Annotated in this window: 37 protein-coding genes; 33 read left to right on the top strand and 4 right to left on the bottom strand. The window is 50.0% G+C overall.

Features of this window, described 5'->3' with window-relative positions; genetic code table 11:
* Positions 1–211: 211 nt before the first annotated feature.
* The 5 genes from ACQKDS_RS14855 to ACQKDS_RS14835 all read left to right on the top strand — a co-directional run bounded on the left by ACQKDS_RS14855 (position 212) and on the right by ACQKDS_RS14835 (position 3,667).
* Positions 212–1,435: a tyrosine-type recombinase/integrase gene (locus ACQKDS_RS14855; RefSeq protein ID WP_399672108.1), complete on the top strand. Its 1,224-nt coding sequence runs from the start codon at positions 212–214 to the stop codon at positions 1,433–1,435.
* A gap of 9 nt (positions 1,436–1,444) precedes the next feature.
* Positions 1,445–2,149, top strand: a complete 705-nt coding sequence (locus ACQKDS_RS14850) for a hypothetical protein (RefSeq protein WP_399672106.1) — start codon at positions 1,445–1,447, stop codon at positions 2,147–2,149.
* A gap of 151 nt (positions 2,150–2,300) precedes the next feature.
* Positions 2,301–2,603, top strand: a complete 303-nt coding sequence (locus ACQKDS_RS14845; protein WP_399672104.1) for a helix-turn-helix transcriptional regulator — start codon at positions 2,301–2,303, stop codon at positions 2,601–2,603.
* 124 nt (positions 2,604–2,727) lie between these two features.
* A complete protein-coding gene (locus ACQKDS_RS14840; RefSeq protein ID WP_337047241.1) occupies positions 2,728–3,012 on the top strand; it encodes a helix-turn-helix transcriptional regulator in 285 nt (94 codons plus the stop codon).
* Positions 3,013–3,145: 133 nt separating this feature from the next.
* On the top strand, positions 3,146–3,667 hold the full coding sequence (locus ACQKDS_RS14835) for a Rha family transcriptional regulator (RefSeq protein WP_399672215.1): 522 nt from the start codon (positions 3,146–3,148) through the stop codon (positions 3,665–3,667).
* 430 nt (positions 3,668–4,097) lie between these two features.
* Here the strand turns inward: ACQKDS_RS14835 and ACQKDS_RS14830 are convergent, their stop codons facing one another.
* Entirely contained in the window at positions 4,098–4,301 is a 204-nt protein-coding gene (locus tag ACQKDS_RS14830; RefSeq protein ID WP_399672102.1) for a YlcI/YnfO family protein, read from the bottom strand.
* 91 nt (positions 4,302–4,392) lie between these two features.
* On the opposite strand from ACQKDS_RS14830, the gene ACQKDS_RS14825 reads away from it, so the two are divergent.
* The 14 genes from ACQKDS_RS14825 to ACQKDS_RS14760 all read left to right on the top strand — a co-directional run bounded on the left by ACQKDS_RS14825 (position 4,393) and on the right by ACQKDS_RS14760 (position 13,755).
* The gene (locus ACQKDS_RS14825; RefSeq protein WP_399672100.1) at positions 4,393–4,764 is read left to right on the top strand and encodes a host cell division inhibitor Icd-like protein; all 372 of its coding nucleotides are present in this window, start codon (positions 4,393–4,395) and stop codon (positions 4,762–4,764) included.
* On the top strand, positions 4,757–4,972 hold the full coding sequence (locus ACQKDS_RS14820; protein ID WP_399672098.1) for a hypothetical protein: 216 nt from the start codon (positions 4,757–4,759) through the stop codon (positions 4,970–4,972). Before ACQKDS_RS14825 ends, ACQKDS_RS14820 begins: the two co-directional genes overlap by 8 nt.
* On the top strand, positions 4,962–5,162 hold the full coding sequence (locus ACQKDS_RS14815; protein WP_399672096.1) for a hypothetical protein: 201 nt from the start codon (positions 4,962–4,964) through the stop codon (positions 5,160–5,162). The genes ACQKDS_RS14820 and ACQKDS_RS14815 overlap by 11 nt, the downstream gene beginning before the upstream one ends.
* The gene (locus tag ACQKDS_RS14810) at positions 5,155–5,325 is read left to right on the top strand and encodes a hypothetical protein (protein ID WP_399672094.1); all 171 of its coding nucleotides are present in this window, start codon (positions 5,155–5,157) and stop codon (positions 5,323–5,325) included. The genes ACQKDS_RS14815 and ACQKDS_RS14810 overlap by 8 nt, the downstream gene beginning before the upstream one ends.
* Complete coding sequence (locus ACQKDS_RS14805; protein WP_399672092.1) at positions 5,318–5,551, top strand: hypothetical protein; 234 nt, start codon at positions 5,318–5,320, stop codon at positions 5,549–5,551. Before ACQKDS_RS14810 ends, ACQKDS_RS14805 begins: the two co-directional genes overlap by 8 nt.
* Complete coding sequence (locus ACQKDS_RS14800; RefSeq protein WP_399672090.1) at positions 5,544–6,335, top strand: ORF6N domain-containing protein; 792 nt, start codon at positions 5,544–5,546, stop codon at positions 6,333–6,335. Before ACQKDS_RS14805 ends, ACQKDS_RS14800 begins: the two co-directional genes overlap by 8 nt.
* Positions 6,332–6,637 carry a hypothetical protein gene (locus ACQKDS_RS14795; RefSeq protein ID WP_399672088.1) on the top strand — a complete coding sequence of 102 codons (306 nt, stop codon included), beginning with the start codon at positions 6,332–6,334 and terminating at the stop codon, positions 6,635–6,637. The genes ACQKDS_RS14800 and ACQKDS_RS14795 overlap by 4 nt, the downstream gene beginning before the upstream one ends.
* 88 nt (positions 6,638–6,725) lie before the next feature.
* Complete coding sequence (locus ACQKDS_RS14790) at positions 6,726–7,094, top strand: hypothetical protein (protein WP_399672086.1); 369 nt, start codon at positions 6,726–6,728, stop codon at positions 7,092–7,094.
* Positions 7,094–7,696, top strand: coding sequence for a hypothetical protein (locus tag ACQKDS_RS14785; RefSeq protein WP_399672084.1), 603 nt, complete (start codon positions 7,094–7,096; stop codon positions 7,694–7,696). The genes ACQKDS_RS14790 and ACQKDS_RS14785 overlap by 1 nt, the downstream gene beginning before the upstream one ends.
* Positions 7,696–10,401 (top strand): DUF927 domain-containing protein, encoded by a 2,706-nt coding sequence (locus ACQKDS_RS14780; protein WP_399672082.1) that lies wholly within the window; start codon positions 7,696–7,698, stop codon positions 10,399–10,401. Before ACQKDS_RS14785 ends, ACQKDS_RS14780 begins: the two co-directional genes overlap by 1 nt.
* Positions 10,402–10,470: 69 nt before the next feature.
* Positions 10,471–11,391, top strand: a complete 921-nt coding sequence (locus ACQKDS_RS14775; RefSeq protein WP_399672080.1) for a hypothetical protein — start codon at positions 10,471–10,473, stop codon at positions 11,389–11,391.
* A gap of 101 nt (positions 11,392–11,492) precedes the next feature.
* The gene (locus tag ACQKDS_RS14770) at positions 11,493–12,275 is read left to right on the top strand and encodes an antitermination protein (RefSeq protein WP_399672078.1); all 783 of its coding nucleotides are present in this window, start codon (positions 11,493–11,495) and stop codon (positions 12,273–12,275) included.
* A 201-nt stretch (positions 12,276–12,476) separates the two neighbouring features.
* A complete protein-coding gene (locus ACQKDS_RS14765) occupies positions 12,477–13,460 on the top strand; it encodes a hypothetical protein (protein WP_399672076.1) in 984 nt (327 codons plus the stop codon).
* The gene (locus tag ACQKDS_RS14760) at positions 13,447–13,755 is read left to right on the top strand and encodes an STAS-like domain-containing protein (RefSeq protein WP_399672074.1); all 309 of its coding nucleotides are present in this window, start codon (positions 13,447–13,449) and stop codon (positions 13,753–13,755) included. The genes ACQKDS_RS14765 and ACQKDS_RS14760 overlap by 14 nt, the downstream gene beginning before the upstream one ends.
* 259 nt (positions 13,756–14,014) lie before the next feature.
* Here the strand turns inward: ACQKDS_RS14760 and ACQKDS_RS14755 are convergent, their stop codons facing one another.
* From ACQKDS_RS14755 to ACQKDS_RS14745, 3 genes are all read right to left on the bottom strand, one after another.
* Positions 14,015–14,200, bottom strand: coding sequence for a ribbon-helix-helix protein, CopG family (locus ACQKDS_RS14755; RefSeq protein WP_399672072.1), 186 nt, complete (start codon positions 14,198–14,200; stop codon positions 14,015–14,017).
* A 61-nt stretch (positions 14,201–14,261) separates the two neighbouring features.
* The gene (locus ACQKDS_RS14750; protein ID WP_390900751.1) at positions 14,262–14,321 is read right to left on the bottom strand and encodes a type I toxin-antitoxin system Ibs family toxin; all 60 of its coding nucleotides are present in this window, start codon (positions 14,319–14,321) and stop codon (positions 14,262–14,264) included.
* Positions 14,322–14,666: 345 nt separating this feature from the next.
* A complete protein-coding gene (locus tag ACQKDS_RS14745) occupies positions 14,667–15,110 on the bottom strand; it encodes an ECs1072 family phage-associated protein (protein ID WP_399672070.1) in 444 nt (147 codons plus the stop codon).
* A 155-nt stretch (positions 15,111–15,265) separates the two neighbouring features.
* On the opposite strand from ACQKDS_RS14745, the gene ACQKDS_RS14740 reads away from it, so the two are divergent.
* The 14 genes from ACQKDS_RS14740 to ACQKDS_RS14675 all read left to right on the top strand — a co-directional run bounded on the left by ACQKDS_RS14740 (position 15,266) and on the right by ACQKDS_RS14675 (position 23,942).
* Entirely contained in the window at positions 15,266–15,613 is a 348-nt protein-coding gene (locus ACQKDS_RS14740) for a phage holin, lambda family (protein ID WP_399672068.1), read from the top strand.
* Positions 15,600–16,034, top strand: coding sequence for a lysozyme (locus ACQKDS_RS14735; protein WP_399672066.1), 435 nt, complete (start codon positions 15,600–15,602; stop codon positions 16,032–16,034). The genes ACQKDS_RS14740 and ACQKDS_RS14735 overlap by 14 nt, the downstream gene beginning before the upstream one ends.
* Positions 16,035–16,296: 262 nt before the next feature.
* Positions 16,297–16,860 carry a phage antirepressor N-terminal domain-containing protein gene (locus ACQKDS_RS14730; protein ID WP_399672064.1) on the top strand — a complete coding sequence of 188 codons (564 nt, stop codon included), beginning with the start codon at positions 16,297–16,299 and terminating at the stop codon, positions 16,858–16,860.
* Positions 16,857–17,240 carry a hypothetical protein gene (locus ACQKDS_RS14725; protein ID WP_399672062.1) on the top strand — a complete coding sequence of 128 codons (384 nt, stop codon included), beginning with the start codon at positions 16,857–16,859 and terminating at the stop codon, positions 17,238–17,240. The genes ACQKDS_RS14730 and ACQKDS_RS14725 overlap by 4 nt, the downstream gene beginning before the upstream one ends.
* Complete coding sequence (gene lysC / locus ACQKDS_RS14720) at positions 17,128–17,391, top strand: Rz1-like lysis system protein LysC (RefSeq protein WP_427673883.1); 264 nt, start codon at positions 17,128–17,130, stop codon at positions 17,389–17,391. The genes ACQKDS_RS14725 and lysC overlap by 113 nt, the downstream gene beginning before the upstream one ends.
* 183 nt (positions 17,392–17,574) lie before the next feature.
* Positions 17,575–17,805 carry a DUF7336 domain-containing protein gene (locus tag ACQKDS_RS14715; protein ID WP_427622609.1) on the top strand — a complete coding sequence of 77 codons (231 nt, stop codon included), beginning with the start codon at positions 17,575–17,577 and terminating at the stop codon, positions 17,803–17,805.
* Positions 17,806–17,891: 86 nt separating this feature from the next.
* Positions 17,892–18,116: a hypothetical protein gene (locus ACQKDS_RS14710; protein ID WP_399672060.1), complete on the top strand. Its 225-nt coding sequence runs from the start codon at positions 17,892–17,894 to the stop codon at positions 18,114–18,116.
* Positions 18,113–18,451, top strand: a complete 339-nt coding sequence (locus ACQKDS_RS14705; RefSeq protein ID WP_399672058.1) for an HNH endonuclease signature motif containing protein — start codon at positions 18,113–18,115, stop codon at positions 18,449–18,451. Before ACQKDS_RS14710 ends, ACQKDS_RS14705 begins: the two co-directional genes overlap by 4 nt.
* Positions 18,448–18,651, top strand: a complete 204-nt coding sequence (locus ACQKDS_RS14700) for a hypothetical protein (RefSeq protein ID WP_399672056.1) — start codon at positions 18,448–18,450, stop codon at positions 18,649–18,651. Before ACQKDS_RS14705 ends, ACQKDS_RS14700 begins: the two co-directional genes overlap by 4 nt.
* 142 nt (positions 18,652–18,793) lie before the next feature.
* Positions 18,794–19,279 (top strand): terminase, encoded by a 486-nt coding sequence (locus tag ACQKDS_RS14695; protein WP_399672054.1) that lies wholly within the window; start codon positions 18,794–18,796, stop codon positions 19,277–19,279.
* A gap of 8 nt (positions 19,280–19,287) precedes the next feature.
* Positions 19,288–20,802, top strand: a complete 1,515-nt coding sequence (locus ACQKDS_RS14690; protein WP_399672052.1) for a terminase large subunit — start codon at positions 19,288–19,290, stop codon at positions 20,800–20,802.
* Positions 20,802–22,076 (top strand): phage portal protein, encoded by a 1,275-nt coding sequence (locus ACQKDS_RS14685; protein ID WP_399672050.1) that lies wholly within the window; start codon positions 20,802–20,804, stop codon positions 22,074–22,076. The genes ACQKDS_RS14690 and ACQKDS_RS14685 overlap by 1 nt, the downstream gene beginning before the upstream one ends.
* Before the next feature lie 17 nt (positions 22,077–22,093).
* Positions 22,094–22,774 carry an HK97 family phage prohead protease gene (locus tag ACQKDS_RS14680; RefSeq protein ID WP_399672048.1) on the top strand — a complete coding sequence of 227 codons (681 nt, stop codon included), beginning with the start codon at positions 22,094–22,096 and terminating at the stop codon, positions 22,772–22,774.
* Between the two features lies 1 nt (position 22,775).
* On the top strand, positions 22,776–23,942 hold the full coding sequence (locus ACQKDS_RS14675) for a phage major capsid protein (protein WP_399672046.1): 1,167 nt from the start codon (positions 22,776–22,778) through the stop codon (positions 23,940–23,942).
* The last annotated feature ends 19 nt before the right edge of the window (positions 23,943–23,961 follow it).

The raw sequence follows: 23,961 nt of genomic DNA, 5'->3' as shown, positions 1-23,961 counted from the left end.
TCCCCTGAGGCTTATCTCAACCTTGAGGAATATCTTCTCACACGTGAGAGTAAAAAGGGTAGGTTCGGTCGGTTCAGTCGGTTCAATATTTATATGTATATGATTTATATTGTTATCTTTCTATTTCTTGAACCGACCTTGAACCGACTTTGGGCGTGTTTGAACCGACCCTATACAATGAGATTCAGAAACATCAAGCGAGAGGCTGTGCATGGCTTATGGAATGAACAAGCTAACGGATAAGAAGCTCAGGGCTCTGCTGGGTAGGCAGAGCGAGCGAGAGTCAAAGATCTCTGATGGGGCGGGACTTATGATTCGGGTCAGTAAGGCCGGTTCTATCAGTTGGTTCTACAAATATCGCCTTGGCGGGCGTGATACTCCTGCTTTGATGCTCGCTTTGGGCAAATACCCTGATCTTACTCTTGCAAAAGCCAGAGAAAAGCGTGACCAATGCCGCGCCTGGTTGGCAGAGGGGCGCGATCCTCAGCGCATGTTCAAGCTTGGCAGGGAAGCGACCTTGAAGCCAGTGACGGTGAAAGAGGCTCTCGAATACTGGCTCACAGAGTACGTTGATGGGAATTTGGTGAACGATGTACGCTATCGTGAGCGGTTCACCAATCACATATACCCCTACATTGGCGATATGGCGCTCTCTGACTGCGAAACTCACCATTGGCTTACCTGCCTAGCCAGAACGAAGAAAAACGCTCCTAGCGTCGCTGGGATGGTTTTACAGATGGGTCAGCAAGCTTTCAAGTTTTGCCGCATACGGCGTTATGCTGTTTGTCATGTCCTTGACGGGCTCACGATGCAGGATATTGGGGTCAAAACCAGTAAACGGAAAAGGGTTCTGACGAGCAGAGAACTGACGGATCTGCTGGTCGCCTTAAAAAACGATTCATTCTCGCCGTACTACACCAACCTTGTATCGCTGCTGATCTCGTTTGGTGCCCGTACCGGAGAAGTTAGGCTTTCGGAACTGAAAGAGTGGGACCTGCGCGATAAGCTATGGACCGTTCCGGAAGCGCATAGCAAAAATGGTGAGAAGATAATCAGGCCTATTCCAGATCGTCTATGTCCCCTTATCGATCAGCTAAAGCAGCAGAACAAAAAGTCGGGGTTTCTATTGGGTGAAATTAAGACTGATTCGGCGGTGAGCCAGACTGGGCGCAAGATATGCCAGCGCCTGGGTCACTCCGAACACTGGCGGCTTCACGATTTGCGTCGGACATTCTCAACAGGGATGAGTGACCTCGGGATCGCTCCTCATATCGTAGAGCTTCTACTTGGCCATACGCTGGGGGGGGTCATGGCTGTTTACAACCGCAGTCAGTATTTGCCAGAAAAACTGGATGCACTCAGCAAATGGGTCGAAAGGCTGGAAGTTATTTCTGGACAAAATGACAATGTCATTCTAATAAAGAAATTAAGGTAGAGGTGATATATGAGTGCAAAAAATTACCATGATATATGGTTTAAAGACTCGACCAAACTTGTAGAAGAGTTTAATGAAATAGTTCCGAGAGAGTTTATTAAAAGCGATGAATACAAAAGACATGTTACTGCTTTGAATGAAGTCTATGATATTGATGAGAATGAAGTTAACAATGGTTTCATTGAGTCTATTGCAGGAGATACATTTGATAAAGATTGTGAGTATTTTTTTAGGAAATATGAAGAGTTTTTTATTAAGGAAACGGTAAATTACTCCGAAGTGTATTCTTCTATCTGGAATAATGTCGGTTACAAAGAAGGAACTTTTTGTCATTTTTTGAACTTAAGTGCCGTGGAGTTGTGTAGGAGGCTAAGGGTGTCAAAATTGTTATTTTTTCCTTTAGCTTTCGAGATAATTTTACACGTTATTCAAGAAAGAAATGATGAAGCTTTTGCTCTCTATATGATTATGTTTTATCCGATAAGATATGCAGAAGATAAGGCTAATTTCGCATCAAAATTGGGCAAAACAGGAGGGCGTCCGACTCACGAGCATAAAGAAGAAACTATTTCTATTGCGAAGGGAATTATTGAGAAAAACCCAAATATGAGTGTGGATGCTGTCTGCGCTATTGTTTATCAGGAAATCTATAGTAAATATACGAAGCCACCATCCTTAGCAAGCGTTAGGCGATGGGTTAACGATAAGAATTAACAAAACCGGTTTTGAAATTAAAAGCGGTATGTGTTTTGAACCGCTTTTATAAATTTAACGCCTTGATGGTTTTTATCTGGTTTATATAAATATCATTCTATTTAAATAGATATAAAAATGGTCTCCACAACATGCAAACAGTGGAGGCAAAATGCCGCAATATACATACTCTCCCTCTGAACAACGCCATACAATTCTTGCCGAATACGGCGAGCCTAAAGATCGTAATGCGAAAGAGCCTGAGCGAGGGCGCATCACAGGAATTTCACGTTCTACGGCCTGGCAATATGAACGCGACGGTTTATTTCCCACCCGTCGTCACTTGGGGCGAAAAACATGCGCCTGGTTACTGAGCGATCTGCTTTGGTGGATTCGCAACCCTCCTGCTAGCGGTGGTGTGCATAATCCACATGAGCGCCGGAAAGCCAAAGCAGCTACGGAGGTGGGCCAATGAACAAAATTGTTGGGGCGTCACCTTTGTATGGTTTCTCATACAACAACAAATATCATTACTGGGTTTTTATCCAGTTCTTTAGCGCTAAACTGTTCTCCATAGCTTCCAAACAAAAGGAGACAGTATGTTAGAGGCCATCTTTACACCACCCACACCAGAACAGCGCCGCAGTATTTTAGCGGAGTATGGGTTCACCTACGATAAACGCATCCGCGAGCGTGAGTGTTTGGATATTACCAGCCTATCCCGCACCACCCGCTGGCAGTTTGAGAATGAAGGTAAGTTCCCGGCCCGCTGCCACTTTGGCCGTAATTCATGCGCCTGGCTTCTCAGTGATGTGTTGTGGTGGGTTCGAAATCCACCAGCCGTTACAAACGTTAATAACCCATATAGCCGTCGTTCCGCTTAACGAGGAATAACCAATGAAACTGAAAAGTACGGCCATTCTTGGTCGGGCCCCAACTCACCCTGAATTCACCTCCGGCGCTAATATCGCGGAGCTGGTGGATGCCAAAGTCAACTTATTGTCTCTGGCTCCCACCATGAGCAGCCTTGAAATGGTGGATTACATAAACGCAGAACGTAAATCGAAAGCGGAGGCTGAAGGGCTGACCTTTCCGTGCAAGAAATACCGCAAGCTTCGCCATGCTGACTTTATGAAAAAAGTCCCGCGAGTTCTGGGGGAAGGGTGTGCGAAAAATTTCTCACACCCCCAAAAGAACGAGCAGAACGGTGAAGAATATCCAGGGTATGCATTCTCTAAGCGCGAAGCGTGTTTGATGGCGATGAGTTACAGCTATGAGCTTCAAGCTCAAGTGTTCGATCACATGACTGAACTCGAAGGTAACGGTGCAGGAGAACTGCACGACGCTATTCAGCACATGGAAAATATCGTTGCTACGGCATGGAAAGTTTCGGACGAAGACTCATCTGATGCAGGCAGACGTTTGCAGAAGCGCCAGGTTGATTTGCCGGTACTGAAAAAGGCGAAAAAACTGGTGATCGATTTCAAGCAACTTCCGCTCGGGCTGATTGGCGGCGGTAAGAAAGAGGTGCTTTCATGATGGCTAATATCTATGGGGTGTGTCCTAAGAGAACCGCGCCGTTCAAGGGCTGCCGCGATGTTGTCCAGCACACAGGCCCGGTGATTTCAGTTCAGTTACGAGTAAACATTGTTAACGCGCAAAACTTGCACAATTTATTCGAGGTTGCACAACCTAACCCGTTGAATCTTCCGAAAGCCTGCGACGCAGTGCGTCGGAAAACCAAACGCTGCGATTTACCGAGTTTGAAGGTTCCGACGAAATTCGTCGCTACCTGCACACCGGGTATTCAAAAGGATGGTAAACATTCTTTTACGGCTAATCAGCAGGTTAAAGGCAAAGAAAAGGGTCACACTGCGAATGTGACCCTTTGGGACGACGGCTTTCTCAATCAGAAGCACTGTCAGTATATTGCAGAACGACGGGGTAGGCACTACGAAGATTTCGTAGGTCAGTCCTCTGGAGATTCCTTAGCTTTCTTGCGTTGTTCTGCCTTGAGCTTACGCCCACATGCATCGAGTACCCAGGACGAAAAATTAATACTGGGATTATCTGCTTTCTCACGCTCAACGCTGGAGTCGATCTCTTCAATTAAGTCATGCGGGAAGCGAATCCCTTTTGTTGTTGACCGATTGTTTTTGAAACCTGTCGCCATATCGTTTCCCTTTTGTTGGTGTAGAAACACTATACAGGAAAACAAGCAGAATAAAATCGTTGACGTGTATGTGCACCTAAATGTAAGGTGTATGTGCACCTTGGTTTTATGCAAGGCTAAAATGGCAAAGCCCGAAAGTGCTACCAACACTTGCCGGGCTTCTATCCACAACGTTATCGGAGCTAACACTATGGAATTATCACATAGTACCCAAACTCGCCCTAAATTTGTATACCTGTTCTTGGGCACCCCCAACGAATTTTCGGATTCCACGCCGACTGTGCTGCGAGCTGAGGCAGATACCGAGGTTGACGCTCGCGCCAAATTCCCTCGCTGGACGCTGACCTTTGCCGCTCAAATCCGCACAGCTGCGCCTTGTCGCCTGCAAATTTTCTCCACTGATGAAGGTTTTATGTGGGTTTACGAACAGCGTCAGTCTGCATCGGAGGTGGCTCATGCATAACATTCCCCCTGAAATTCTGACCTTGTTTGGCATTTATCCGGGCACTACTGGCCGAGTGATGTTGTACGTCGAGAACGGCGTTATCACTTCGAACCTACCGATCCCCGATCATCATTTCTGTTGTTCGGTGGAATGCTTCGTTGAGCTGGCGCAACGCGCCGGGTGGCATGTATCGCCGGAAATAAAGGAGGTTGCCAATGTCGCATGAAACCACGTTAGGTCAGGCCAAATATAAGGCTCTGCAACTGAATGCTTTGCTGTCATCACTGGCGGTTTCCGCTGATGTGATCGATTCCGATGAGGTAAAGACGTTGGTCGAAATGGCGGTGAACCTCGCTGCAGATCCGGTTTGTTGGCTGTTGGAAGAAAATCGCCTGAGGGAGCTGAACCATGTGTAATGTTATGGAATTGGATGCTATCGACGCTCTCGGCAAAATTCAGGCGTTGGCAGCCGCTGCCGGCTATCTGACATCGAGCGGGAAAGAAAAGCAAATCTGTTTTGAACTTATCGACTTGATTGAGGAAATCGCCCGATGTGGTGCGGAGGCCGAAAATGAATAAGACCCATATCTATCAGACTTATGAAGACGTGTTGCTGCACGTACAGCGAACTGCTGATTTGCTGGACTGTGCTCAGCAGATGTTGGCATCCGGTAACGACCACCTTTTGAGATACGTCGGCTCGGTAGTTGACGCGGCTGGTGATTATGCGCAGCGCGCGGCTAATGCGCTGGATCTCGGTGAACAACCGGCGGTGGAAAACGAACAGGGGGTGTGCAATGGCTAAGAAAACTGAACTGGTGGCCGTCGAGGCCAAAGACCTGCAGATCATCGAGTATCGCGGGCAGCGTGTGGCGACCACCGAGCAGCTGGCGGCGGGGTATGGTGCGACTGAGAAAATGATCAGCAATAACTTTTCACGGAACCAAAATCGCTTTATCGAAGGTAAGCACTATTTCGATGTTGAGGGTGAAGAACTTCAGTCCCTGAAGAACTTACCCTCTTTAAGAGGGGTAGTTGATAAACGCACACCACGCCTGAAGCTCTGGACGGAGCGAGGTGCTGCCAACCACGCGAAAATGCTAGAAACCGATCGGGCGTGGGACTACTACAACGACTTGACTGAGTTCTACTTCACCCAGCGTGACGCCAAGGCACTGCCTGCGCCGGCCGACTTGTCGAAGTTGGAAATCCTGCAACTGGCCATTGAGTCTGAAAAAGGTCGGCTGGCCGAAAAGGAACGAGCGGATCACGCCGTGCGCACCAAATCGCAGATCAGCCGCAAACGCGAAGCCTCTGCCCTTGGCAAACTCAGCGCGGCCACCCGCAAATGCCGTGAGCTGGAAGAACGCCTAGGCGAAAGCGTGAAGCACGCGACCATCACCAAGGTGGAGGGCAAGACCGGCGGCGAGTACAGATTCGTGGAGCTGCGCCGTTGGTGTAAGGCGCACGGAGTCGCAGCGGTTGATGTGCCAGATCCGCGCTATGGCAGCGTTAAGTCATGGCCAGCGGGCGCATGGTTGGACGTGTACGGCGTCGATCTTCGTGAATTGTTCGGAGGTGAGGCATGAGCCACATTGAGCAGGTATTAACCCGGGCGACTATGCAGGAAGAAGATACCGATGCGTTGTTTTACATCCGGCAGCACTCTGATTCGGCCTATGAAGGCATCATTTCCGGGTTGGGCGCGATAGGTAATTTGGCCTTCTGGGCATGTGATAGTGAAAATTACTCGGGATCAGATGCGCGAGAGGATTTACGCAATTTAGGTGAAATGTTAATGCACCTACCGGGAATTGCCGCTGCACTGAAAACGAATGCGGAAACCGCAAACTTTAATATTGGTGAGCGTGAGCAGAAAAAGAAACGCTAACGTCCAGCATTAATTAATCGTTATCAAAAAATTTAATACCGACGCCGGTCGGGGGCTTCACTCGGCCGGAATTCGGAAAGGACATAATATGACTCACTCAATCGAATTAAATCGTAAGCATATTACGGAAGCATTTGTAGATTATTGCAAACGCCGTAGCGGTGGACACCCGGTGTGTACGGTAACGGTCAATCGCCAGCAGGTCATCATTGGCGAGTTGCGTGTAGAGGCTGTGCACCGTTGCCTGACAGAGTGCTTTGAAGCTGCCTGCTTTAAAAAATACGGGAAGGCGAACAGCTTCAAACTGTTGGTATCGACCTATTCCGGCATGCTGAATAAAGACAACAGCAAATTAACGCCGGAAGGCATCGAGTTTATGAACTCGTTGATGAGTAACGCGGTAGAAGTTGCACTGAAAAATCCCACGAATAATATCCTTGGCTTGGAGATGTACTAATGGTAACGAAAACTACTCCTGAAATTATTCGCTCAGGCGAATTTATTTTAACGCCAGGAATGTCGGAAGAGGGACTATTGGATATTACTGTTCATTCTCAAAATGGAAGAGCGTTTATCGCGACAATATTGGCGAAAGATATTCCCAAATGGATTAATGAGCAGGAAGTGAGCGTTAGTCTGTTAGACGCCGAGTTAATGGCATTTTGGGTTGGTCAGATGGGTGAGCCATCGGCAGACGATATGCTGCTTTTCTGGCGTTGGCGTTTTGTCGATTGCTGGCGGAATTACCAAAAGGAATCAACTGGCTCACCTTCTTTCACGCATGAGGTCAACGGCAATCTGAATATTTTGCCGATGTATCCCCGGGCCATGCGTTTCGCCGTAGCCAGCCATATGGAGGGGGCTATGATTGAGCATCTGGGCGAAGAGGAGGGCACCCAGATGGCGCTAAGGATGTATGCACGAATGGTGGCGCCGCCAGACTCTTCTAAGTGGTTGACTCCACTGGGCATCGAAGCGACAGAAAAGCTGAAACTGGTATTTTTCGAGGCCATCGAGCTGACGGACAACGGCCCGCTTCCTGAAGAGGTAATGCACTGATGCGTAACATCGAACTGATCCGAGAGGTAAAACGCCAGTCAAAGGGGGGATGGTCCCAGCTTTTACCGATGTGTGGCGTTGATGTTCCTGCTCGTGATGGGCATGGATCATGTCCTGTCTGTGGCGGTACTGATCGGTTTCACTTTATCGACGATCACGACGGCGGTGAGTGGCATTGTCGGCAATGCGATGCGCCGAATCATGGCGATGGTCTTGACCTAGTAGCGCGTACGCACCGCATCGGTATCACTGAAGCCGCAGATATGGTGGCTGGGGTGCTGGGTATCGGTGACCGTTCAGCGCAACAAGCAGCAATCGTCACTCCCTCGCCCGTCAAACCTGCCCGTGAGGACAGGGACGAGAAGCCGATCGCAGACCGTGTCGCGGAATTGCTGTTGAAAACCCATCCGGGTGATGCGCTCTACCTCGCTAATAAGGGGCTTCCAAGCCTCTTCGAAGCCCTGCTGGACGATGGCTCGATGGTTCTGGTGTTGCGGTCGATGGCGGGGGCGGTTACCGGCGCGCAGATCATCAAACCGACAGGCGAAAAGCGTCTGTTGTCCGGTACTAAAAAGAAAGGCGCGTTTATTGCGCCATGGCCACTACCCGATACGGTTGAAACGGTTGTAATCGCCGAAGGTAACGCCACCAGCGTTACAGCGGCGTTACTGATGCCCGATGTATTGCATGTTGCCGCGATTGACGCCGGAAACCTGCTGCCTGTGGCGCAGGCTTTTCGTGAAGCATACCAGGCAGCGCGGATCGTTATCGCCGGTGACAATGACTGGCACGCGCCGGGTGAAGTTGATGAACAGGGTAAACCTCGCATTAACACTGGCCGACTGGCGGCAGAGAAAGCGGCAAAAGCCGTTGATGGTTGGATCACTCTCCCGCCGGGGGAGGTAAAAGCCGATTGGGACGACCACCGGCAGTTGCATGGCGTTGATATTGCCCGACAGGACTTCGTCAATGGCTTGTATCAGCTGGCAGGCATCCAGATTACCGCTGCAGAAAGCCGCCCAACGAAAGACGACCTAAAGCCTTATATCGACGGACGCCGTGGCGGTCTGTACTGGGTGGAACCCAAGTTGGACAAGGACAGCGGGGAGGTTATCGAAAAAGAGGTGTGGCTCTCGTCGTTTGTTGAGGTGGTGGGCGTTGGTGAGGATGATGCAGAGCGCTACCTGATCCTCGCCTGGACACCGGAAGGCAGTGACGAGCGACGTACGGAAGCCGTGCCCCTGCGTGATATTGGTGAACGTGACGGCTGGGCCAAACTCAAGGCTGGCGGGATGCTAGTCACCTCAAAGAGCGGTCTGAGGGCCATTCTTGCCGATCACCTGCAGCGTAGTGGGCAACGTGACATGTGGGCGATCGCCAGCGCCAGTGGGTGGCAATGTGGCGCCTACATCATGCCCGACGGCGAAGTGTTGGGTAATCCTGAGAAACCGGTGCTGTTCAATGGGCGCTCTGCTGCTGCTCGGGGTTATACCGTCAAGGGAACGTCGGAGAGTTGGCGTAATAGCGTCGCTAGACTGGCGAAGGGGAACCCGTCAATGATGCTGGGCATTGCCTGTGCACTGGCTGCACCGCTGATTGGTATCGCTGGGGCAGACGGTTTTGGCGTCCATCTGTTCGGTGGTTCGTCGGCAGGTAAAACCACCACCGGTAATGCGGCCAGTACGGTTTACGGTGAGCCGGATGCGTTAAAACTCACTTGGTACTCTACCGCGCTGGGGCTGGTGAATGAGGCGGCAGCGCACAACGATGGATTTATGCCATTGGATGAAATCGGTCAGGGTAGTAACCGCAAGGCGGTAGCTGATGCAGCTTATGCACTCTTCAACGGCGTGGGAAAGATTCAGGGTGCTAAGGACGGCGGCAACCGAGATATCAAACGATGGCGGGCGATGGCGTTCAGTACCGGTGAAATTGATATGGAAAGTTATATTCGTGCTGATGGCGGAAAAATTAACGCCGGGCAACTGGTGCGCCTGCTCAACGTACCGATCACCAAAGCGGCGCAGTATCACGGTTATACCGACGGTAAAACACATGCTGATGCTATGCGCGACGCCTGCAAGCAGAACTACGGTGCTGTGGGCCGTCAGTGGATCAACCAGCTTGCCAGCCAGAAAAAGGAGGCGGTTGATGCAGTTCGTGCTGCTGAACGCCGGTGGTTGGGATTATTGCCCGAGGAAGCCAGTGAACAGGTTCGTCGGGTGGCGTCACGCTTTGCCGTGCTGGAGGGGGCGCTGATCCTGTCTAAAGTGCTTACAGGGTGGAGCGAGCAGGAAAGCCGCGATGCCCTGCAACACAGTTTCAACGCCTGGGTTAATGAGTTCGGCATGGGTAATCGTGAGTCCAAGGCTTGGGTCGAGCAGGCGGAAGCCTTCTTGCAACGCTTCGGTTACAGCCGCTATTTACCTCATCCACATACAGATCCGCGTGATTTACCGATCCGGGATTTGGCCGGGTATCGGGAAGAGCGCCCGGGGCTTGAGACGTTGATATTCCATACCTACCCGTCGGTGTTCCGCGATGAGATTGCCTCTGGCGCCAATCCTGTCGCGTTTGCGCAGGCTCTGGCCGATGCCGGCATGCTGGACAAACCGGCTAAGGGAATGACCAAAAAGACGTTAAGAATTGATGGAAAACAGCCGCGTTTCGTCGTTCTGATGATGCCAGACGACAGCGAAGAATAGACCGAATGATGTTATGAGTATGGCGGCCTGTTGGCCGCCTGTATCAGGCTGAACACAGGGTGTGCAATTATGAAAGACCAGAAAGCCGAAATCCTGCGCCTCAAACGAGAAGGTAAAGGCTATAAAACCATTTCACGCCTGACCGGTGTGAATCTCAACACGGTAAAGTCCATCTGCCGTCGCTCGGGACTGTTTCGCGATAACCCTGAACACCGGGTGCTCTTCACCATTCCAGAAAAGAAATACAGCACGGCGATAGCAGTTCCCAAACCGTTGCCGCCCCAGAGCACCATCACGGGGGACAAACAGACCGACGCCTATTTGTGGGTGCTGGAGGTTATCAAAACCGGCGAGCCAGCACACATAACCGCCGCAGAAGAAGCGCTGAAGAAACTGACCATTACGCCGAAACAGGCGCAGGATAATTACACGCATTACCTGCAGGCGAAAGGGGCCGGCTGGACATCGGTATTTACCACCATGTGGATGGACAATCCTCAGTATTATATTGAACAGGCAAAAGTACAGTATGAGAAGGCTGGTTCCGTACGTGGCGTATTTGGCAGCCTGGAGGCGGTGTTCCAGCCAGTTGAGGCTGAGCGCAGTATCGAAGACGTATATGGGGCCTATCAGGAGGTTTGTTGCGACATTATGGCTAAAGTGCCTGGGGAGTACGTTTTTACTGATGTGCTCCCTGAGCCCTACACACTGAGCGATGTGGTGAGGGAAATTCAATATTGGGACTGGTTGTCATCCATGCGAAATAGCGCATTTAGGGAGCTGTATCCCGACGAGTACCCCAATGAAAATATGCATCTGTGGGACAGGGAGCAATATCTTGATCACTTACTGGAGACTATCAGGCCGATTACCCGCGCTGAGGCGCTTGATGTGCTGAAATGGTATCTGACTTATCCACGCTATCAGGATATGAATGCTGATAGCGATGGGGTTTACCTGAATCTGATTGGTATGCATGAGGCGGCGTAGCACTGGTTGTTATGTTGTTTCGTAAAATGCAATGAAATGATTTTTGTTGCAATATATGCAATAATTAATGCATTGATTTCATTAGGTGAAAGGTGGCAAAAATGAGACTGGAAGCGGCGTTAAAGCATTTCAGCCCCCAGGGTTTGGCAATTACCGATTCATCAACGTGTACATCAGCAGATCGCGTTACGGGTACTGACGTGATGGCTGCGCTGGGTATGGCCGAGTCGAAAGCTGAATTTGGGATGGCGGCATTTTTGGGTAAAACCGGTATTAGCCAGGAGGATAAAACACGGGCGATCGTTGCGCTGGCTCAGTATGCCAAGCGGAAGGCACCCAAGCACGTAGGCAAGGTGGCAGGCAGACGTATGGCTCGGTGTATGGAAATTCTCGCCGTATTTGCCTATGAAGAATACTCACACTCTGCCGGTACCGGTGTTACGTGTCACGATTGTAACGGAGTGGGGTTGGTGTCCGTCAGGCGAGATGTTGTGAAGTATGCTGGATATATTGGCGCGGACGGCGAAGAAAAGATCCCCCCTGTGGTTGAAACCCAGACAGTGCAGGAGTTATGCACATCGTGCAACGGGAAAGGTATACGCCACAAACGTTGCCGAAATTGCAAAGGAACAGGCAAGGCGCTTGACCGGTGCGCAACGAAGGCCAGCGGCGCACCGGTTATTAAAGATTGTGAACGCTGCAACGGGAAAGGTTTTAGCCGGACACCCTCGTCAACGGCTTATAAAGCGATCACAGCGTTGCTTCCAGAACTGACGCAATCATCATGGTCGCGTAACTGGAAGCCATTCTATGAAGCGCTGGTGGCTAAATGTGATATTGAGGAAGGCGTAGCTGCAACTGAGTTTCAAAAATTAACCAAGTGATGCATGTTCGGTACGGATGCCGACATTTTTACAACATAGGGTTGCATTTTGCATAAAGATGGCGTAAATTCTACAAATAGTGGGAAGTCGTGCGTGAGACACACTAAATAAATTTCAAACCCTGCCAGCAATGGTGGGGTTTTTGCTCTTATGTGCGCTGCGGAGTATTATCCCTCGAAACATCAGAAATAGGGATTTTCAATGGGATTAAGCTTGATTGATGGTATCCAACAAATACCTGCATTCCACAGTAAGCAGACCGGATGCTTGGCAATTCCTTCCAAGCTTCATCTTCATCCTGGGGGTATGGCCGTTTTGGCGGCATATATAAACCAGCATAATTTGGAGCAAGGGCAGTGCTGTTTACCTAACGAAGGGTACATGCAAGCCGTCGGCCTATATGGTGCTTTGTGGGGTAACGATTGCTATGGACAGGAAAGAGTTAATTTAGGTGTCAACTACAGCATGGTGACACCGTTAATTTCCGCTGAAACGGTTAATGAAGCAACAACGTCAATCAATAACTGCATTCGTCGTCTAGCCTATCCTGATGGCACCCCATACCCTACAGGTATAACAACCCTGAATCATGTTGTTGGAGAAATGCATGACAACGTTTGGTCTCATGGGCGTTCAACAGGCTATTCTTTTGCGCAGAAAAGTGCTGTTCCTTATACCAACCGACAAGATCACTACTTGGAGTTTGCCCTAGCGGACTGTGGCATGGGTTTTTTGCGCGAACTCAGAAGGGTTAACATTCCGAATGTTGCCACCCATCAGGAGGCCATAGAGTGGTGCATACAGGAAGGTAACTCGTCCAAGAATGCTGATTTTCAAGATGAATGGGCTCAACAGCTACCGGACGGGCACATGGGTGGAAATGTGTTTGGCTCAGCAGTTCCAGTGAAGGAAGGGAGCAATAATCATCAGGGGCTCGGGCTTTCTCATTTGATGACACTTGTAAAACGCTACGATGGGGAGTTAATGCTGGCCACTGGGGATTCATGTTTACATTATGTTGACGGTTGTGCCTCCTACAGAAATTTAACCAGAGACTGGCAAGGTGTAGCGTTATCGTGTAGGTTTAAGTTATCTAGATTATCAGTCGAGCCTGAAGAGCAAATTCCTCAGGACATACTGGATATAATGGAGCAACTGCAAGGGGGGCGAGATGACTACAGTTAAGATACCTTTGCCCAGCGGGGATTTAGCATCGCGCCGTCTGGCAATAGCTGAAAGGCAGAAGATCGAATTTTACCTGAACGATAAAGTTAGGGTTGAAGTGGATTTGAAGGATGTCGAGTCTATCTCTGAATCTTATTCAGATGAACTCTTTGGTGTTTTGGTTGCAAAGCTTGGTCTTGGGGTCGTCCTTGAACTTCTACAGGTTAGCAACGCCAATAACTCTGCACTAAAAAGCATTGCTACCGTCATGCAGCGTCGTAACCACGAACACTTTGTCAGTAAGCGTGCTTCGTAACTGGACTTGTACCCTAAGGGGACTTGCGAGACTTCTTGGTAGCGGGAAGCCAGGTGCGGGGAAAAGGCGATGACAAGCCACCGCTCCTGTGAAAGGGCATCAGAAATGGTGCCCTTTGTCACTTTCTCAGCCTGCCATTGTGCGGGTTTTTTTGCGTCTGTAGTTCAGGGGTAGAATACCTGCCTTCCAAGCAGGGAACGCCAGTTCGAAGCCTTACCTAAATCCGGAATGAAAAGGCCCCAGGCAGGGGCCGTAAATGCTACTGCTTTAGATTTTGCTCATACAGTTTGAGTGCTTCAGTGATGACGTTCGCTTGAGTGGCGCCTGTATCGGTAGCCAGTCGTTCAAGTAGTGCGATTGTGTCAACATGAAGCTTAACGCTTTTCACCTTAACGCCGCGTTTCTCATCACTACGCTTTTGAATGTCTGTTATTGACTGAGCCATATCAAACTCCTAAAATTGAGGGGTGAGGGTAGGAGGGGTTTCCCCCTCCCTCCTGACTGTCTTAGTAAGCTGGCGAGCTAATCACTAAGAGAACAATCAGGATGATGATTGACTTCATCATAACCCTTTCCTCATGTTGGCCTCTGCTTCGGTAGAGGCCTTCCCGTTTCAGCGTCCTGCTGATGTAGTAATTATAGGTAAACCTATTATATAGGTCAACCTACAAATCACAGAATCACAGAATTATTTTGAGGCTGCGCTTTTGCGTGGCTTTTTCTTTATGTAAGGGGTCTATCGATGGATAAGAACGAACCGTACTTTTTCAATCCTGGCTGGAGCACTGAACAGCTTGAGGATTGGCTAAATCAGCAGCGGCTGCACTTGGCTCACCACAATAAGTTAAAAGTTGAAAGAGCCGCCCTGCTGAAGCAGCTCTCAGAGGTTGATGCTGCGTTGGAATACTACGCTAATTCAGTGACACCAGGGGAATTGAGTTTTCCTTGGGATCCCAGTCCTCTTCTAAAAGCTCATCAAAAGTAAAAGCCACGCTTGGTAAACTGAGTGATTCAATAAAATCCTGTATATCCTTCGGGAGTTTATCAATACGAAGTTCATCTTGGATCACAAACAGACTATCGCTTAAAGAGAGCTTACGAATTTCTGACGGCTTCCAGGCTGTTTTTGTGAAGATTAAATGGTAAAGGGCGTTTTTGCCTTTAAGTGGTTCAAAAATGGTGGCAAATTTTTTCCGGTGCTCATTTAGCACGATTTCTAAGGTAAGTATCTGTGCAGAGCGATTCTTAATACAGTTATCTTGCTGGCTGCCAGAATAATATGCGGAGTGATTGAGGTTTCGATTTTGGCAGACCTTTGCCTTGATGACGTGCCACAGATTGTGAACTGCGCTCATAATGCATCCTTCTTGGTTGTGTGAGAACTCCCAAGATACCACCGCTACCTGAGGTGGGAAAATAACAGGCGAATAATTTCGAGGCTGTGCTAACGCGTGGCCTTTTCTGTTTTTATTACCCGTAGATCGGGCCAAGCCCCGGCAAGGGGGAGGTTATGAAAATGCCAAACAGTCCCCATAGCTGGGCGGATGTCTCAGAAATTCTCGCAGCATGGTGGCGCGGTGATGTGCCAATCGGTGGCGTAATCATGGCGGTCGTGATGGCAGTTCTGCGAATGGCGTATTCCGGCAGCAGTTGGAAGGAAACTATATTCGAGGGCTTGATGTGCGGTGCGCTGGCGCTAACAACCTATTCAACTCTGGATTATTTCGATGTGCCGAAAGCCTTAACAGTTGGTATCGGTGGTTTTATCGGTTTTGTCGGTGTGAAAAAGCTCAGTGCGTTTTTGTCTGGGTATGTCGGTAATCGTTTCGGCGGAGGCAATCGGAATGAAAACAAGTAAATATGGACGAAAGTTAATCAAGGAATTCGAGTCACTTCAGTTGGAAGCTTATCCAGATCCTGGCACAGGCGGTAAACCCTTCACGATTGGCTGGGGTCATACCAGGGGTGTTAATTCGGGTGACAAAATCACAGAGGCGCAAGCTGAAATATTCCTTGATGAAGATTTAGCTGTGTTTGAGCTGACCGTAAACACAGCAATTAATCGTCCTCTGGCACAGAACCAGTTTGACGCAATGGTTTCGTTAGCGTTCAACATTGGCGGAAAGAATTTTGCTCAATCAACGCTGGTGAAGAAATTCAATGCAGGGGACACGCAAGGCGCAGCTGATGAGTTCAAGCGCTGGAAGTTTGCCAATGGCGAAGAGATGCGTGGATTAGTTAGACGACGCGCTGCAGAGCGTGAGTTGTTCCTGTCGTGAAACTTTATGCTGAAAAGTGCAGATGGATCCTGCGGGCGTATAAAACAAAATCCTGATAATTTTTAAATCGTAGCAAAAATACTGAGCCTCGCCATTGTGCGAGGTTTTTTTGTATCCGCAGTAAATCATCGCGCCATGCCCGGCGCATAAATCACACAGAGTCTTCTAGAAACTAGCCTCGGAGGAACGCCGTTATAGGTGGTGACCTTCTCTGTGGGCGGCGTTTCTGGGCAACGAGGCTCGTTTCTAAAGGAAATACACGATGCAAGCAATCACAGTGCCGTTCCACGGCAATGCTCTGTATGTCGTTAACCATAACGGCGAGCCTTATACCCCGATGCGGCCGATTATTGATGGTATGGGGTTAACGTATCAGGGGCAGGTTGAGAAATTGAAATCTCGATTTTCTAAAGGGGTCAGGGAAATCAGTATCCCTACCGCTGGTGGGCCTCAAACGATGCTCTGTCTTCAACTCCGTAAATTGGCGGCCTGGTTAGCAACCATTCAGCCCAATAAGGTCAAGCCAGAAATCCGTGACACCGTCATCCAGTATCAGGATGAATGTGACGATGTGCTTTACGACTACTGGACGAAAGGCGCAGCGGCCAATCCTCGCAAGTTTAGTGTCATGGAAGAACTCAATCAGGCCTGTGCTGAGTTTAAGCGAGATAAACAGATCGTCAGTGTGTTCGGTACCGGCTTGAATGCATGGAAAACGGTCAAGCCTGAGCATGAATCGAAAATCAGCAGGCTGTTGGGCGACGTCAACGGTGTGATTGATCTTTGGTTGGCGGACATAGGCAAAGGGAAAACTACGAAAACATGAACATCGCTTTCAGTTGGCGGACGATGGTAATTGGTGTCCTGTTGGTGGCTTTGATTGCCGCTGGCAGGCTGGCCAGTTATTACCACGACAATTACCAGGAGTCTCAGCGACAGGTGGCAGAACAGAAAAAAACGCTGGCGCAGCAGTCAGGACTAATCTCAACTCTGCAAGATCAAGACCGGAAGAACAGAGCCTTGGCAGCAGAGCAACAACAACGAGAGCAGCAACTACGCCAGCAAGGGGAAACGTACCAGAGGAAATACAGGGATGCGATTAAAAACGACAACTGCGCTAAGCGCGATGCTCCTGGCTCTGTCATTGACATCTTGCGCGGAACAGATACCACCGCAGCCGGTGCCCATAGTTCTGTTACCCCCTGAGTCTGTATTTAAAGCCTGCGAACAGCCGCAGCTTGCCGGCAGCACATGGGGTGATATCGGTGCTCACGCGCTAGCACTTCAAACAGCCTTATCAATCTGCGCTGGTCAGGTGGACACACTGAACCAATGGCGCGCATCGGTAGGAAGATAATTATGGGGAGAAAAGCACCGACACCACCTCCATACAAGCCAGGGGGTAAAGTGAAGCGGCCTGCACCGCCACCAACTCCACCAAAACCACGATAGGCATTACAGGTGGCCTTTACGAGGGCCATCGATAATGCTGGCTTAAATTAGATAAGATGTTTTCTTTTTCTCATACGGAAGTCGGAAGATGGAAAAAGTTTATATTTTGACTCATGGGTTTAGGTATTCGTCAGCATCTGTTGTTGGTGTCTTCAGCTCAATGGAAAATGCGCGACAGCGACAAAGGGAAATATTGAGCAACCTTAGTAAGGATCTTTACCCTGAATTTTTCCGCATCGATAGTATTGTCCTCAATGTGGGGAAACCAATAACAGAAGAATGTACTCAGTTTGATCACAAGGGAAACATAATCACTTAAGCTTGCAGCGTTACTTGATAACCATAGCCATCAACCTTAACAGGCTGGTGGCTTTTTTATTTCTACCACCACCACGAGAAACCACTATGTACACACTTAAAATCATTACCCAAAATCGCAATGAAATTATTCAGTCTGTCGAGTCTATCGAGTGGAAGCCTGTTGAGAAAACCATCTATGCTGTTGCTCGTTCTGGTGAGTTATTACGCCTCACACTGCTAGCAGGTGATACCGCCTACCTTGTCAACGACATCAATCGAACGGTAGCGACATATACCAATACGGCAGAACCGATCGAGGCAGTAGAGTGAAAGAGCCAAGGATATACGGCAGCAAGTGGGACAAAGCGCGTCGGGTATTCCTTCAACAGAATCCATTGTGCGTCATGTGCGCACAGCAGGACAGAACGGTAGCCGCTGTTGTCGTTGACCACATTGAACCACACAAGCTGAAAGATGCGCTGATGTCAGGTAACAGGATAGCGATAGCAAAAGCGCAAAAACTATTCTGGGATAAAAAGAACTGGCAGGGGCTGTGCACGTCACACCACAGCGCTACTAAGCAGCGGATGGAGAAGAGCGGCACGGTCATCGGGTGCGATGCTAACGGCATGCCGCTTGATCCCAATTCACACTGGAGTAAATGATGACAAACGACCAGCAAACGCTACTGATGTTTAAAGGGCTGATTGCTTCGCTATCAGTTGAAAGCCAGGCGAAGGTAAGAGAAGCCGAGGAAAGATTGCGTGATGTGCTGCGTGGCTATCCTGATGGTGAGGGGATGGTGGCGCTAGGTTTGCTTGGTGCCGAGCTGCAAATGAGCGACACGGAAATGGTTTCAAAATGAAATGATTTCAAGTGAAATGATATTGGCTCTCATTTGCGGGGTGGGGGAGGGGTAAAACTTCAAAGCGCTCGTCCTGAATGACCACCCGTATCCCCCAAATTTAACGCTAACCCGATTTTTTTAGTTTTCAGGTAAATACAAAATGGCAACAAAACGAACCCGCTCGGATAGTTCGACGGCGGAGATTCAGGCCATGAAAAATGCTACCGAGGATACTATTCAACCTCCGGCGCATGCGGGTCTGGAGAAAAAAGCCGATCCGTTTTGGCATGACAATATCCGCTCGAAAGCGCTGGACAGTTGGACACCTGCCGACCTTCTGGCGTGTGCAGAATTATCAAATAATCAGCTCTATATCACTGTATTACGCAAGGATTTGCGCAAAGAAGAGCGCATTCGAGGCGAAGTCCGTAACGAAGGGTCAATCAAAGACCTGCGCAAACAGATTGTTGAATTACAACGAACCATTCTGGCGCAGCGCCGCGATTTGCAAATCCACTCACACGCCACGAACGGTGAAAGCCGCGACCAACGCGGTCGCAACAAAAATGATCAGGAAGCTCGTAAAGTGGCAGATAAATATGCCAACACCGACGACAACCTGATCGCATTTCCAAAACACGGTTAAGGAAATTTATGACGCGAGGTGAGCGCGTAATAGCGTTCATTGAGCGCTATTGCATTGTGCCAGAAGGGGCATTGTTAGGGCAGCCGATGCGGCTCGATCCGTTTCAGAAAGGATTCATCCTGGATGTTTACGACAATCCAGATAGGACCGACAAAGCCATTCTGAGTATTGCGCGTAAAAATGGCAAAACTGGTTTGATTGCCGGCATCCTGCTTGCGCACCTTGTCGGGCCGGAGGCGGTGCAGAATACGCAGATAGTTAGCGGGGCAATGAGCAGAGAGCAGGCGGCTATCGTGTTTAACCTCTCGGTTAAAATGATTAACCTGAATCCAGAACTTCAGGCGATCGTTCACATTATCCCCAGCGGAAAACGCCTAATTGGTAAGCCGTGCAACGTCGAATACAAAGCGCTGGCCGCAGAAGGGAAAACCACGCACGGCCTTTCCCCTATTCTTGCCATTTTGGATGAGGTGGGACAGGTTCGTGGCTCACAGGATGATTTCGTAGACGCGATTGTAACAGCACAAGGTGCGCACGAGTCCCCGTTGCTGATAGCAATAAGCACCCAGGCTGCTAATGACGCCGATTTGCTAAGCGTGTGGATAGACGATGCCGTGAACTCAAAAGACCCGCACATTGTTTGCCATGTTTATGAGGCTGATAAAGACGCTGACGTTAGCGATCGTACCGCATGGGAAGCCGCAAACCCCGCACTGGGTACTTTCCGTTCGTTGAGAGATATGGAGCGCTTAGCCCAGCAGGCTGGGCGTATGCCAAGTTTTGAAAACACATTCCGCAATCTCAACCTGAATCAGCGCGTATCTACCGTTTCGCCGTTTATGTCCCGCAACGTGTGGGAGTCTTGCGGCGAGGCACCAAAGCCGATCACGGGAATTTGCTATGCCGGCCTCGACCTGTCGGAGAGCAAAGACTTAACCGCGTTCGTTATCGTCGGGCAAAGTGATGATGGTTGGTGGAATGTTTACCCGTATTTCTGGACGCCGGAAAAAACGTTACTCGACAGAGCCAAAAAAGACCGCGTTCCGTATGACGTCTGGGTAAGGGAGGGGGTGATCAATACGTCCCCCGGCTCATTCGTTGATTACGGCGTGGTTATCCGCGATATCGCAGAGATTATCAGTGAATTCGACATTGGCTCCATTGCGTTCGACCGTTGGCGAATTGAGATTTTAAAGAAAGAGGCCGATGCGATTGGTCTTAGTTTGCCGCTGGCGCAATTTGGCCAGGGCTTTAAAGACATGGCGCCGGCGCTGGATACACTCGAAGCGGCCATGTTGAACGGTAAAGTCAGACACGGTATGCACCCGGTACTAACCATGTGTGCGGTGAATGCAGTAGTAGTAAAAGATGCCGCATCTAATCGCAAGCTGGACAAATCGAAAGCGACGGGGCGCATCGATGGCATGGTTGCACTGGCAATGGCAATGGGGGCCGCTTCAGGGGATGTTGTCGAGCAGCAAGGCGACATTAATGATTTTCTTTCCAGACCGTTGAGTATGTGATGGCAGAAAAAACGAATTACAGTATCGACCTGCGAACGAATAACGGCTGGTGGGCGCGTGCTGCGTCGTGGTTTGTCGGTGGCCGTCTTGTGACACCCGACCAAGGATCTCAGACAGGCCCTGTTTCCGCTCACGGTTCGCTGGGGGACTCCCTTGTTACCGATGAGCGTATTTTACAAATATCCACGGTGTGGCGGTGCGTTAGCCTGATATCTACGCTGACCGCTTGCCTGCCGCTGGACGTATTCGAGACGGACAAAAGCGACAACCGATCAAAGGCCGGATTGGATAACCCACTGGCCCGCTTGTTGCGATACGCACCTAATCAGTACATGACTGCGCAAGAATTCCGCGAAGCAATGACGATGCAACTGTGCTTCTACGGCAACGCCTACGCCTTAATTGAAAGAAACGGTGTGGGTGATGTGGTCAGTCTCATACCGCTTCAATCGGCGAATATGGATGTTCGGCTGGAGGGTAAGCAAATTGTGTACAAGTACCAGCGCGATCATGAGTTTGCGCGGTTCAGGCAAAAAGAGATATTCCACTTAAAGGGGTTCGGATTTAACGGCCTTGTTGGCTTATCCCCGATTGCACATGCGTGTAAGTCAGCCGGCGTTGCTGTGGCAATGGAAGATCAGCAACGAGACTTCTATGCCAACGGGGCCAAGTCGCCGAAAATCCTCTCGGTTGGCGATCGGGTAATGACAGATGAGCAGCGCGCGCAGATTGAGAAAAACTTCAAGGAAATTGCCGGTGGCCCGGTAAAAAAACGTTTGTGGATACTGGAGGCTAACTTCGAAGCCCATGACATCGGCGTCAGTCCGCAGGATGCCGAAACGATGGCCTCTCGGAAATTCCAGGTCAGTGAATTGGCGCGTTTCTTTGGCGTTCCGCCGCACCTTGTCGGAGATGTCGAGAAATCGACGTCATGGGGGACAGGGATCGAGCAACAGAACCTCGGCTTCTTGCAGTATACCCTGCAGCCGTACATCACCCGTTGGGAGCAAAGCATTCAGCGTTGGATTGTCAAACCGGCCGATCTTGGGCGCTATCATGCTGAGCATAATCTTGATGGCCTGTTACGCGGGGATTCGGCTTCTCGCGCTGCGTTTATGAAAGCAATGGGTGATTCAGGGCTACGGACTATTAACGAAATGCGCCGACTTGATAACTATCCTCCATTACCCGGCGGTGATGTTGCCACGCGGCAATCACAAAACGTACCACTCACCGATTTAGGCAAAGAACCCCGCTCAACCAGCGGGGTTTAGTTTTTTAGGGGGCTTTGATGCCAGAAATTAAAAAAACGCTGTCGTTTGAAGAAACCGAGATCAAGTTCACTGGCGACGGTACGCAGGGCATTTTTGAAGGTTACGCCTCGGTGTTTGGCAACGTCGATTCTGATGGTGACGTCATTCTTGCCGGCGCGTTTAAAAACACGCTTGAGCGCCAAACGCGCAAAGTCGCGATGTTCTTCAACCACCGCGCGTGGGAGCTGCCGGTCGGGAAGTGGGACGCGTTGCAGGAAGACACAAAAGGGTTATTTGTCCGTGGACAACTTACCCCAGGGCATAGCGGCGCCAGTGACCTGAAAGCGGCCATGCAGCACGGCACCGTTGAAGGAATGTCCGTCGGCTTCTCGGTGACCAAAGACGATTACTCGCTGGCGGCGAACGGCGGACGAATGTTTAAAAACATTTCGGCGTTGAGAGAGATCAGCGTGTGCACCTTCCCGGCTAACGAACAGGCCGGTATATCGGCGATGAAGAGCATCGACGGTATTGAAACTATTCGTGATGTTGAGAACTGGCTGAGGGACTCAGTGGGTTTAAGCAAATCACAGGCCGTGGGGCTTATTGCCCGGTTTAAGTCGGCTATTCGGAGTGAGTCCGAAACTGACGAAAACAAAACAGAAATATCTGCGCTGATCGAGCGCATTAGTTCATTCCCTCACTCATTAGGAAAATAACATGTCCGAATTAGCTCAAATTCAAAAGGCGATTGAAGATTCGCAGAAAAACATGACCCAGCTTTTCGACGCTCAGAAAAAAGAGATTGAAGAGACGGGGCGTGTATCTAAACAACTTCAGGACGACTTGGCCAAGGTGCAGGAAGAGTTGAAAGCATCCGGTGCCCGTTTGTTCGACCTGGAGCAGAAAGGCGGGCCGGGAGCAGAAAACCCGGAAGATAAAAAGGATTTCTCCGAGCGTGTAGCGGAAGGGTTAACCAAATCATGGAACGGCAGCAAGGGGACCTATGAGGCGAAAACATTTAATAAATCGCTGGGCAGTGACGCGGCTTCGGCAGGCTCGCTGATCCAGCCTATGCAGGTGCCGGGTATTGTTGCGCCGGGGCTGCGCCGTCTGGTCATTCGTGATCTGCTGGCGCAGGGGCGCATTTCCAGTAACTCGCTGGAATACGTGCGTGAAAAGCTGTTTACCAATAAAGCGGCACCGGTGAAAGAGAAGGCGCAGAAACCGGAGTCAGATTTAACGTTCTCAAAAGAGACGGCAAACGTAAAAACCATTGCGCACTGGATTCAGGCGTCGCGGCAGGTGATGGATGATGCACCCATGCTGCAATCTTACGTCAATAATCGCCTGCTTTACGGTCTGGCTCTGGTTGAAGAAGATCAGTTGCTGAACGGTGATGGTAGCGGCGATAACCTGACGGGAATTAACGCCGTGGCCACCGCATATGACGCCACATTGAATGCGGCTGGTGATACTAAGGCGGACATGATCGCCCACGCGATTTACCAGGTGACTGAATCCGAATTCAGCGCGTCGGGCATCATTCTGAACCCTCGCGATTGGCATAACATTGCGCTGCTGAAAGATGGTGAAGGTCGCTATATCTTCGGCGGTCCACAAGCGTTTACCAGCAACATCATGTGGGGCCTGCCGGTTGTACCGACTCGTGCCCAGACGCAAGGCACTTTCACCGTGGGTGGTTTCGACCTGGCATCCCAAGTGTGGGATCGCATGGACGCAACTGTCGAGGTGAGCCGCGAAGACCGCGATAACTTCGTGAAAAACATGCTGACCATTTTGTGTGAGGAGCGTTTAGCGCTGGCTCACTATCGCCCACAGGCGCTGATTAAAGGCACCTTCGAGGCCCCAGCAGCAGGTAAATAATCAGTAAGGAGAGGGCGGA

This window comes from Serratia sp. NPDC078593 (genome assembly GCF_050268245.1).
In the GTDB taxonomy this organism is placed as follows: domain Bacteria; phylum Pseudomonadota; class Gammaproteobacteria; order Enterobacterales; family Enterobacteriaceae; genus JBNNGK01.
The sequence above is the reverse complement of the archived record's forward strand: the minus strand, read 5'-3'. Positions and strand labels throughout refer to the sequence as shown.

Coding starts and splice junctions, on each gene's coding strand:
- ACQKDS_RS14855 (WP_399672108.1), top strand. CDS start 212: ATGGCTTATGGAATGAACAAGCTAACGGATAAGAAGCTCAGGGCTCTG.
- ACQKDS_RS14850 (WP_399672106.1), top strand. CDS start 1,445: ATGAGTGCAAAAAATTACCATGATATATGGTTTAAAGACTCGACCAAA.
- ACQKDS_RS14845 (WP_399672104.1), top strand. CDS start 2,301: ATGCCGCAATATACATACTCTCCCTCTGAACAACGCCATACAATTCTT.
- ACQKDS_RS14840 (WP_337047241.1), top strand. CDS start 2,728: ATGTTAGAGGCCATCTTTACACCACCCACACCAGAACAGCGCCGCAGT.
- ACQKDS_RS14835 (WP_399672215.1), top strand. CDS start 3,146: ATGAGCAGCCTTGAAATGGTGGATTACATAAACGCAGAACGTAAATCG.
- ACQKDS_RS14830 (WP_399672102.1), bottom strand. CDS start 4,301: ATGGCGACAGGTTTCAAAAACAATCGGTCAACAACAAAAGGGATTCGC.
- ACQKDS_RS14825 (WP_399672100.1), top strand. CDS start 4,393: ATGTGCACCTTGGTTTTATGCAAGGCTAAAATGGCAAAGCCCGAAAGT.
- ACQKDS_RS14820 (WP_399672098.1), top strand. CDS start 4,757: ATGCATAACATTCCCCCTGAAATTCTGACCTTGTTTGGCATTTATCCG.
- ACQKDS_RS14815 (WP_399672096.1), top strand. CDS start 4,962: ATGTCGCATGAAACCACGTTAGGTCAGGCCAAATATAAGGCTCTGCAA.
- ACQKDS_RS14810 (WP_399672094.1), top strand. CDS start 5,155: ATGTGTAATGTTATGGAATTGGATGCTATCGACGCTCTCGGCAAAATT.
- ACQKDS_RS14805 (WP_399672092.1), top strand. CDS start 5,318: ATGAATAAGACCCATATCTATCAGACTTATGAAGACGTGTTGCTGCAC.
- ACQKDS_RS14800 (WP_399672090.1), top strand. CDS start 5,544: ATGGCTAAGAAAACTGAACTGGTGGCCGTCGAGGCCAAAGACCTGCAG.
- ACQKDS_RS14795 (WP_399672088.1), top strand. CDS start 6,332: ATGAGCCACATTGAGCAGGTATTAACCCGGGCGACTATGCAGGAAGAA.
- ACQKDS_RS14790 (WP_399672086.1), top strand. CDS start 6,726: ATGACTCACTCAATCGAATTAAATCGTAAGCATATTACGGAAGCATTT.
- ACQKDS_RS14785 (WP_399672084.1), top strand. CDS start 7,094: ATGGTAACGAAAACTACTCCTGAAATTATTCGCTCAGGCGAATTTATT.
- ACQKDS_RS14780 (WP_399672082.1), top strand. CDS start 7,696: ATGCGTAACATCGAACTGATCCGAGAGGTAAAACGCCAGTCAAAGGGG.
- ACQKDS_RS14775 (WP_399672080.1), top strand. CDS start 10,471: ATGAAAGACCAGAAAGCCGAAATCCTGCGCCTCAAACGAGAAGGTAAA.
- ACQKDS_RS14770 (WP_399672078.1), top strand. CDS start 11,493: ATGAGACTGGAAGCGGCGTTAAAGCATTTCAGCCCCCAGGGTTTGGCA.
- ACQKDS_RS14765 (WP_399672076.1), top strand. CDS start 12,477: ATGGGATTAAGCTTGATTGATGGTATCCAACAAATACCTGCATTCCAC.
- ACQKDS_RS14760 (WP_399672074.1), top strand. CDS start 13,447: ATGACTACAGTTAAGATACCTTTGCCCAGCGGGGATTTAGCATCGCGC.
- ACQKDS_RS14755 (WP_399672072.1), bottom strand. CDS start 14,200: ATGGCTCAGTCAATAACAGACATTCAAAAGCGTAGTGATGAGAAACGC.
- ACQKDS_RS14745 (WP_399672070.1), bottom strand. CDS start 15,110: ATGAGCGCAGTTCACAATCTGTGGCACGTCATCAAGGCAAAGGTCTGC.
- ACQKDS_RS14740 (WP_399672068.1), top strand. CDS start 15,266: ATGAAAATGCCAAACAGTCCCCATAGCTGGGCGGATGTCTCAGAAATT.
- ACQKDS_RS14735 (WP_399672066.1), top strand. CDS start 15,600: ATGAAAACAAGTAAATATGGACGAAAGTTAATCAAGGAATTCGAGTCA.
- ACQKDS_RS14730 (WP_399672064.1), top strand. CDS start 16,297: ATGCAAGCAATCACAGTGCCGTTCCACGGCAATGCTCTGTATGTCGTT.
- ACQKDS_RS14725 (WP_399672062.1), top strand. CDS start 16,857: ATGAACATCGCTTTCAGTTGGCGGACGATGGTAATTGGTGTCCTGTTG.
- lysC (WP_427673883.1), top strand. CDS start 17,128: ATGCGATTAAAAACGACAACTGCGCTAAGCGCGATGCTCCTGGCTCTG.
- ACQKDS_RS14715 (WP_427622609.1), top strand. CDS start 17,575: ATGGAAAAAGTTTATATTTTGACTCATGGGTTTAGGTATTCGTCAGCA.
- ACQKDS_RS14710 (WP_399672060.1), top strand. CDS start 17,892: ATGTACACACTTAAAATCATTACCCAAAATCGCAATGAAATTATTCAG.
- ACQKDS_RS14700 (WP_399672056.1), top strand. CDS start 18,448: ATGATGACAAACGACCAGCAAACGCTACTGATGTTTAAAGGGCTGATT.
- ACQKDS_RS14695 (WP_399672054.1), top strand. CDS start 18,794: ATGGCAACAAAACGAACCCGCTCGGATAGTTCGACGGCGGAGATTCAG.
- ACQKDS_RS14690 (WP_399672052.1), top strand. CDS start 19,288: ATGACGCGAGGTGAGCGCGTAATAGCGTTCATTGAGCGCTATTGCATT.
- ACQKDS_RS14685 (WP_399672050.1), top strand. CDS start 20,802: ATGGCAGAAAAAACGAATTACAGTATCGACCTGCGAACGAATAACGGC.
- ACQKDS_RS14680 (WP_399672048.1), top strand. CDS start 22,094: ATGCCAGAAATTAAAAAAACGCTGTCGTTTGAAGAAACCGAGATCAAG.
- ACQKDS_RS14675 (WP_399672046.1), top strand. CDS start 22,776: ATGTCCGAATTAGCTCAAATTCAAAAGGCGATTGAAGATTCGCAGAAA.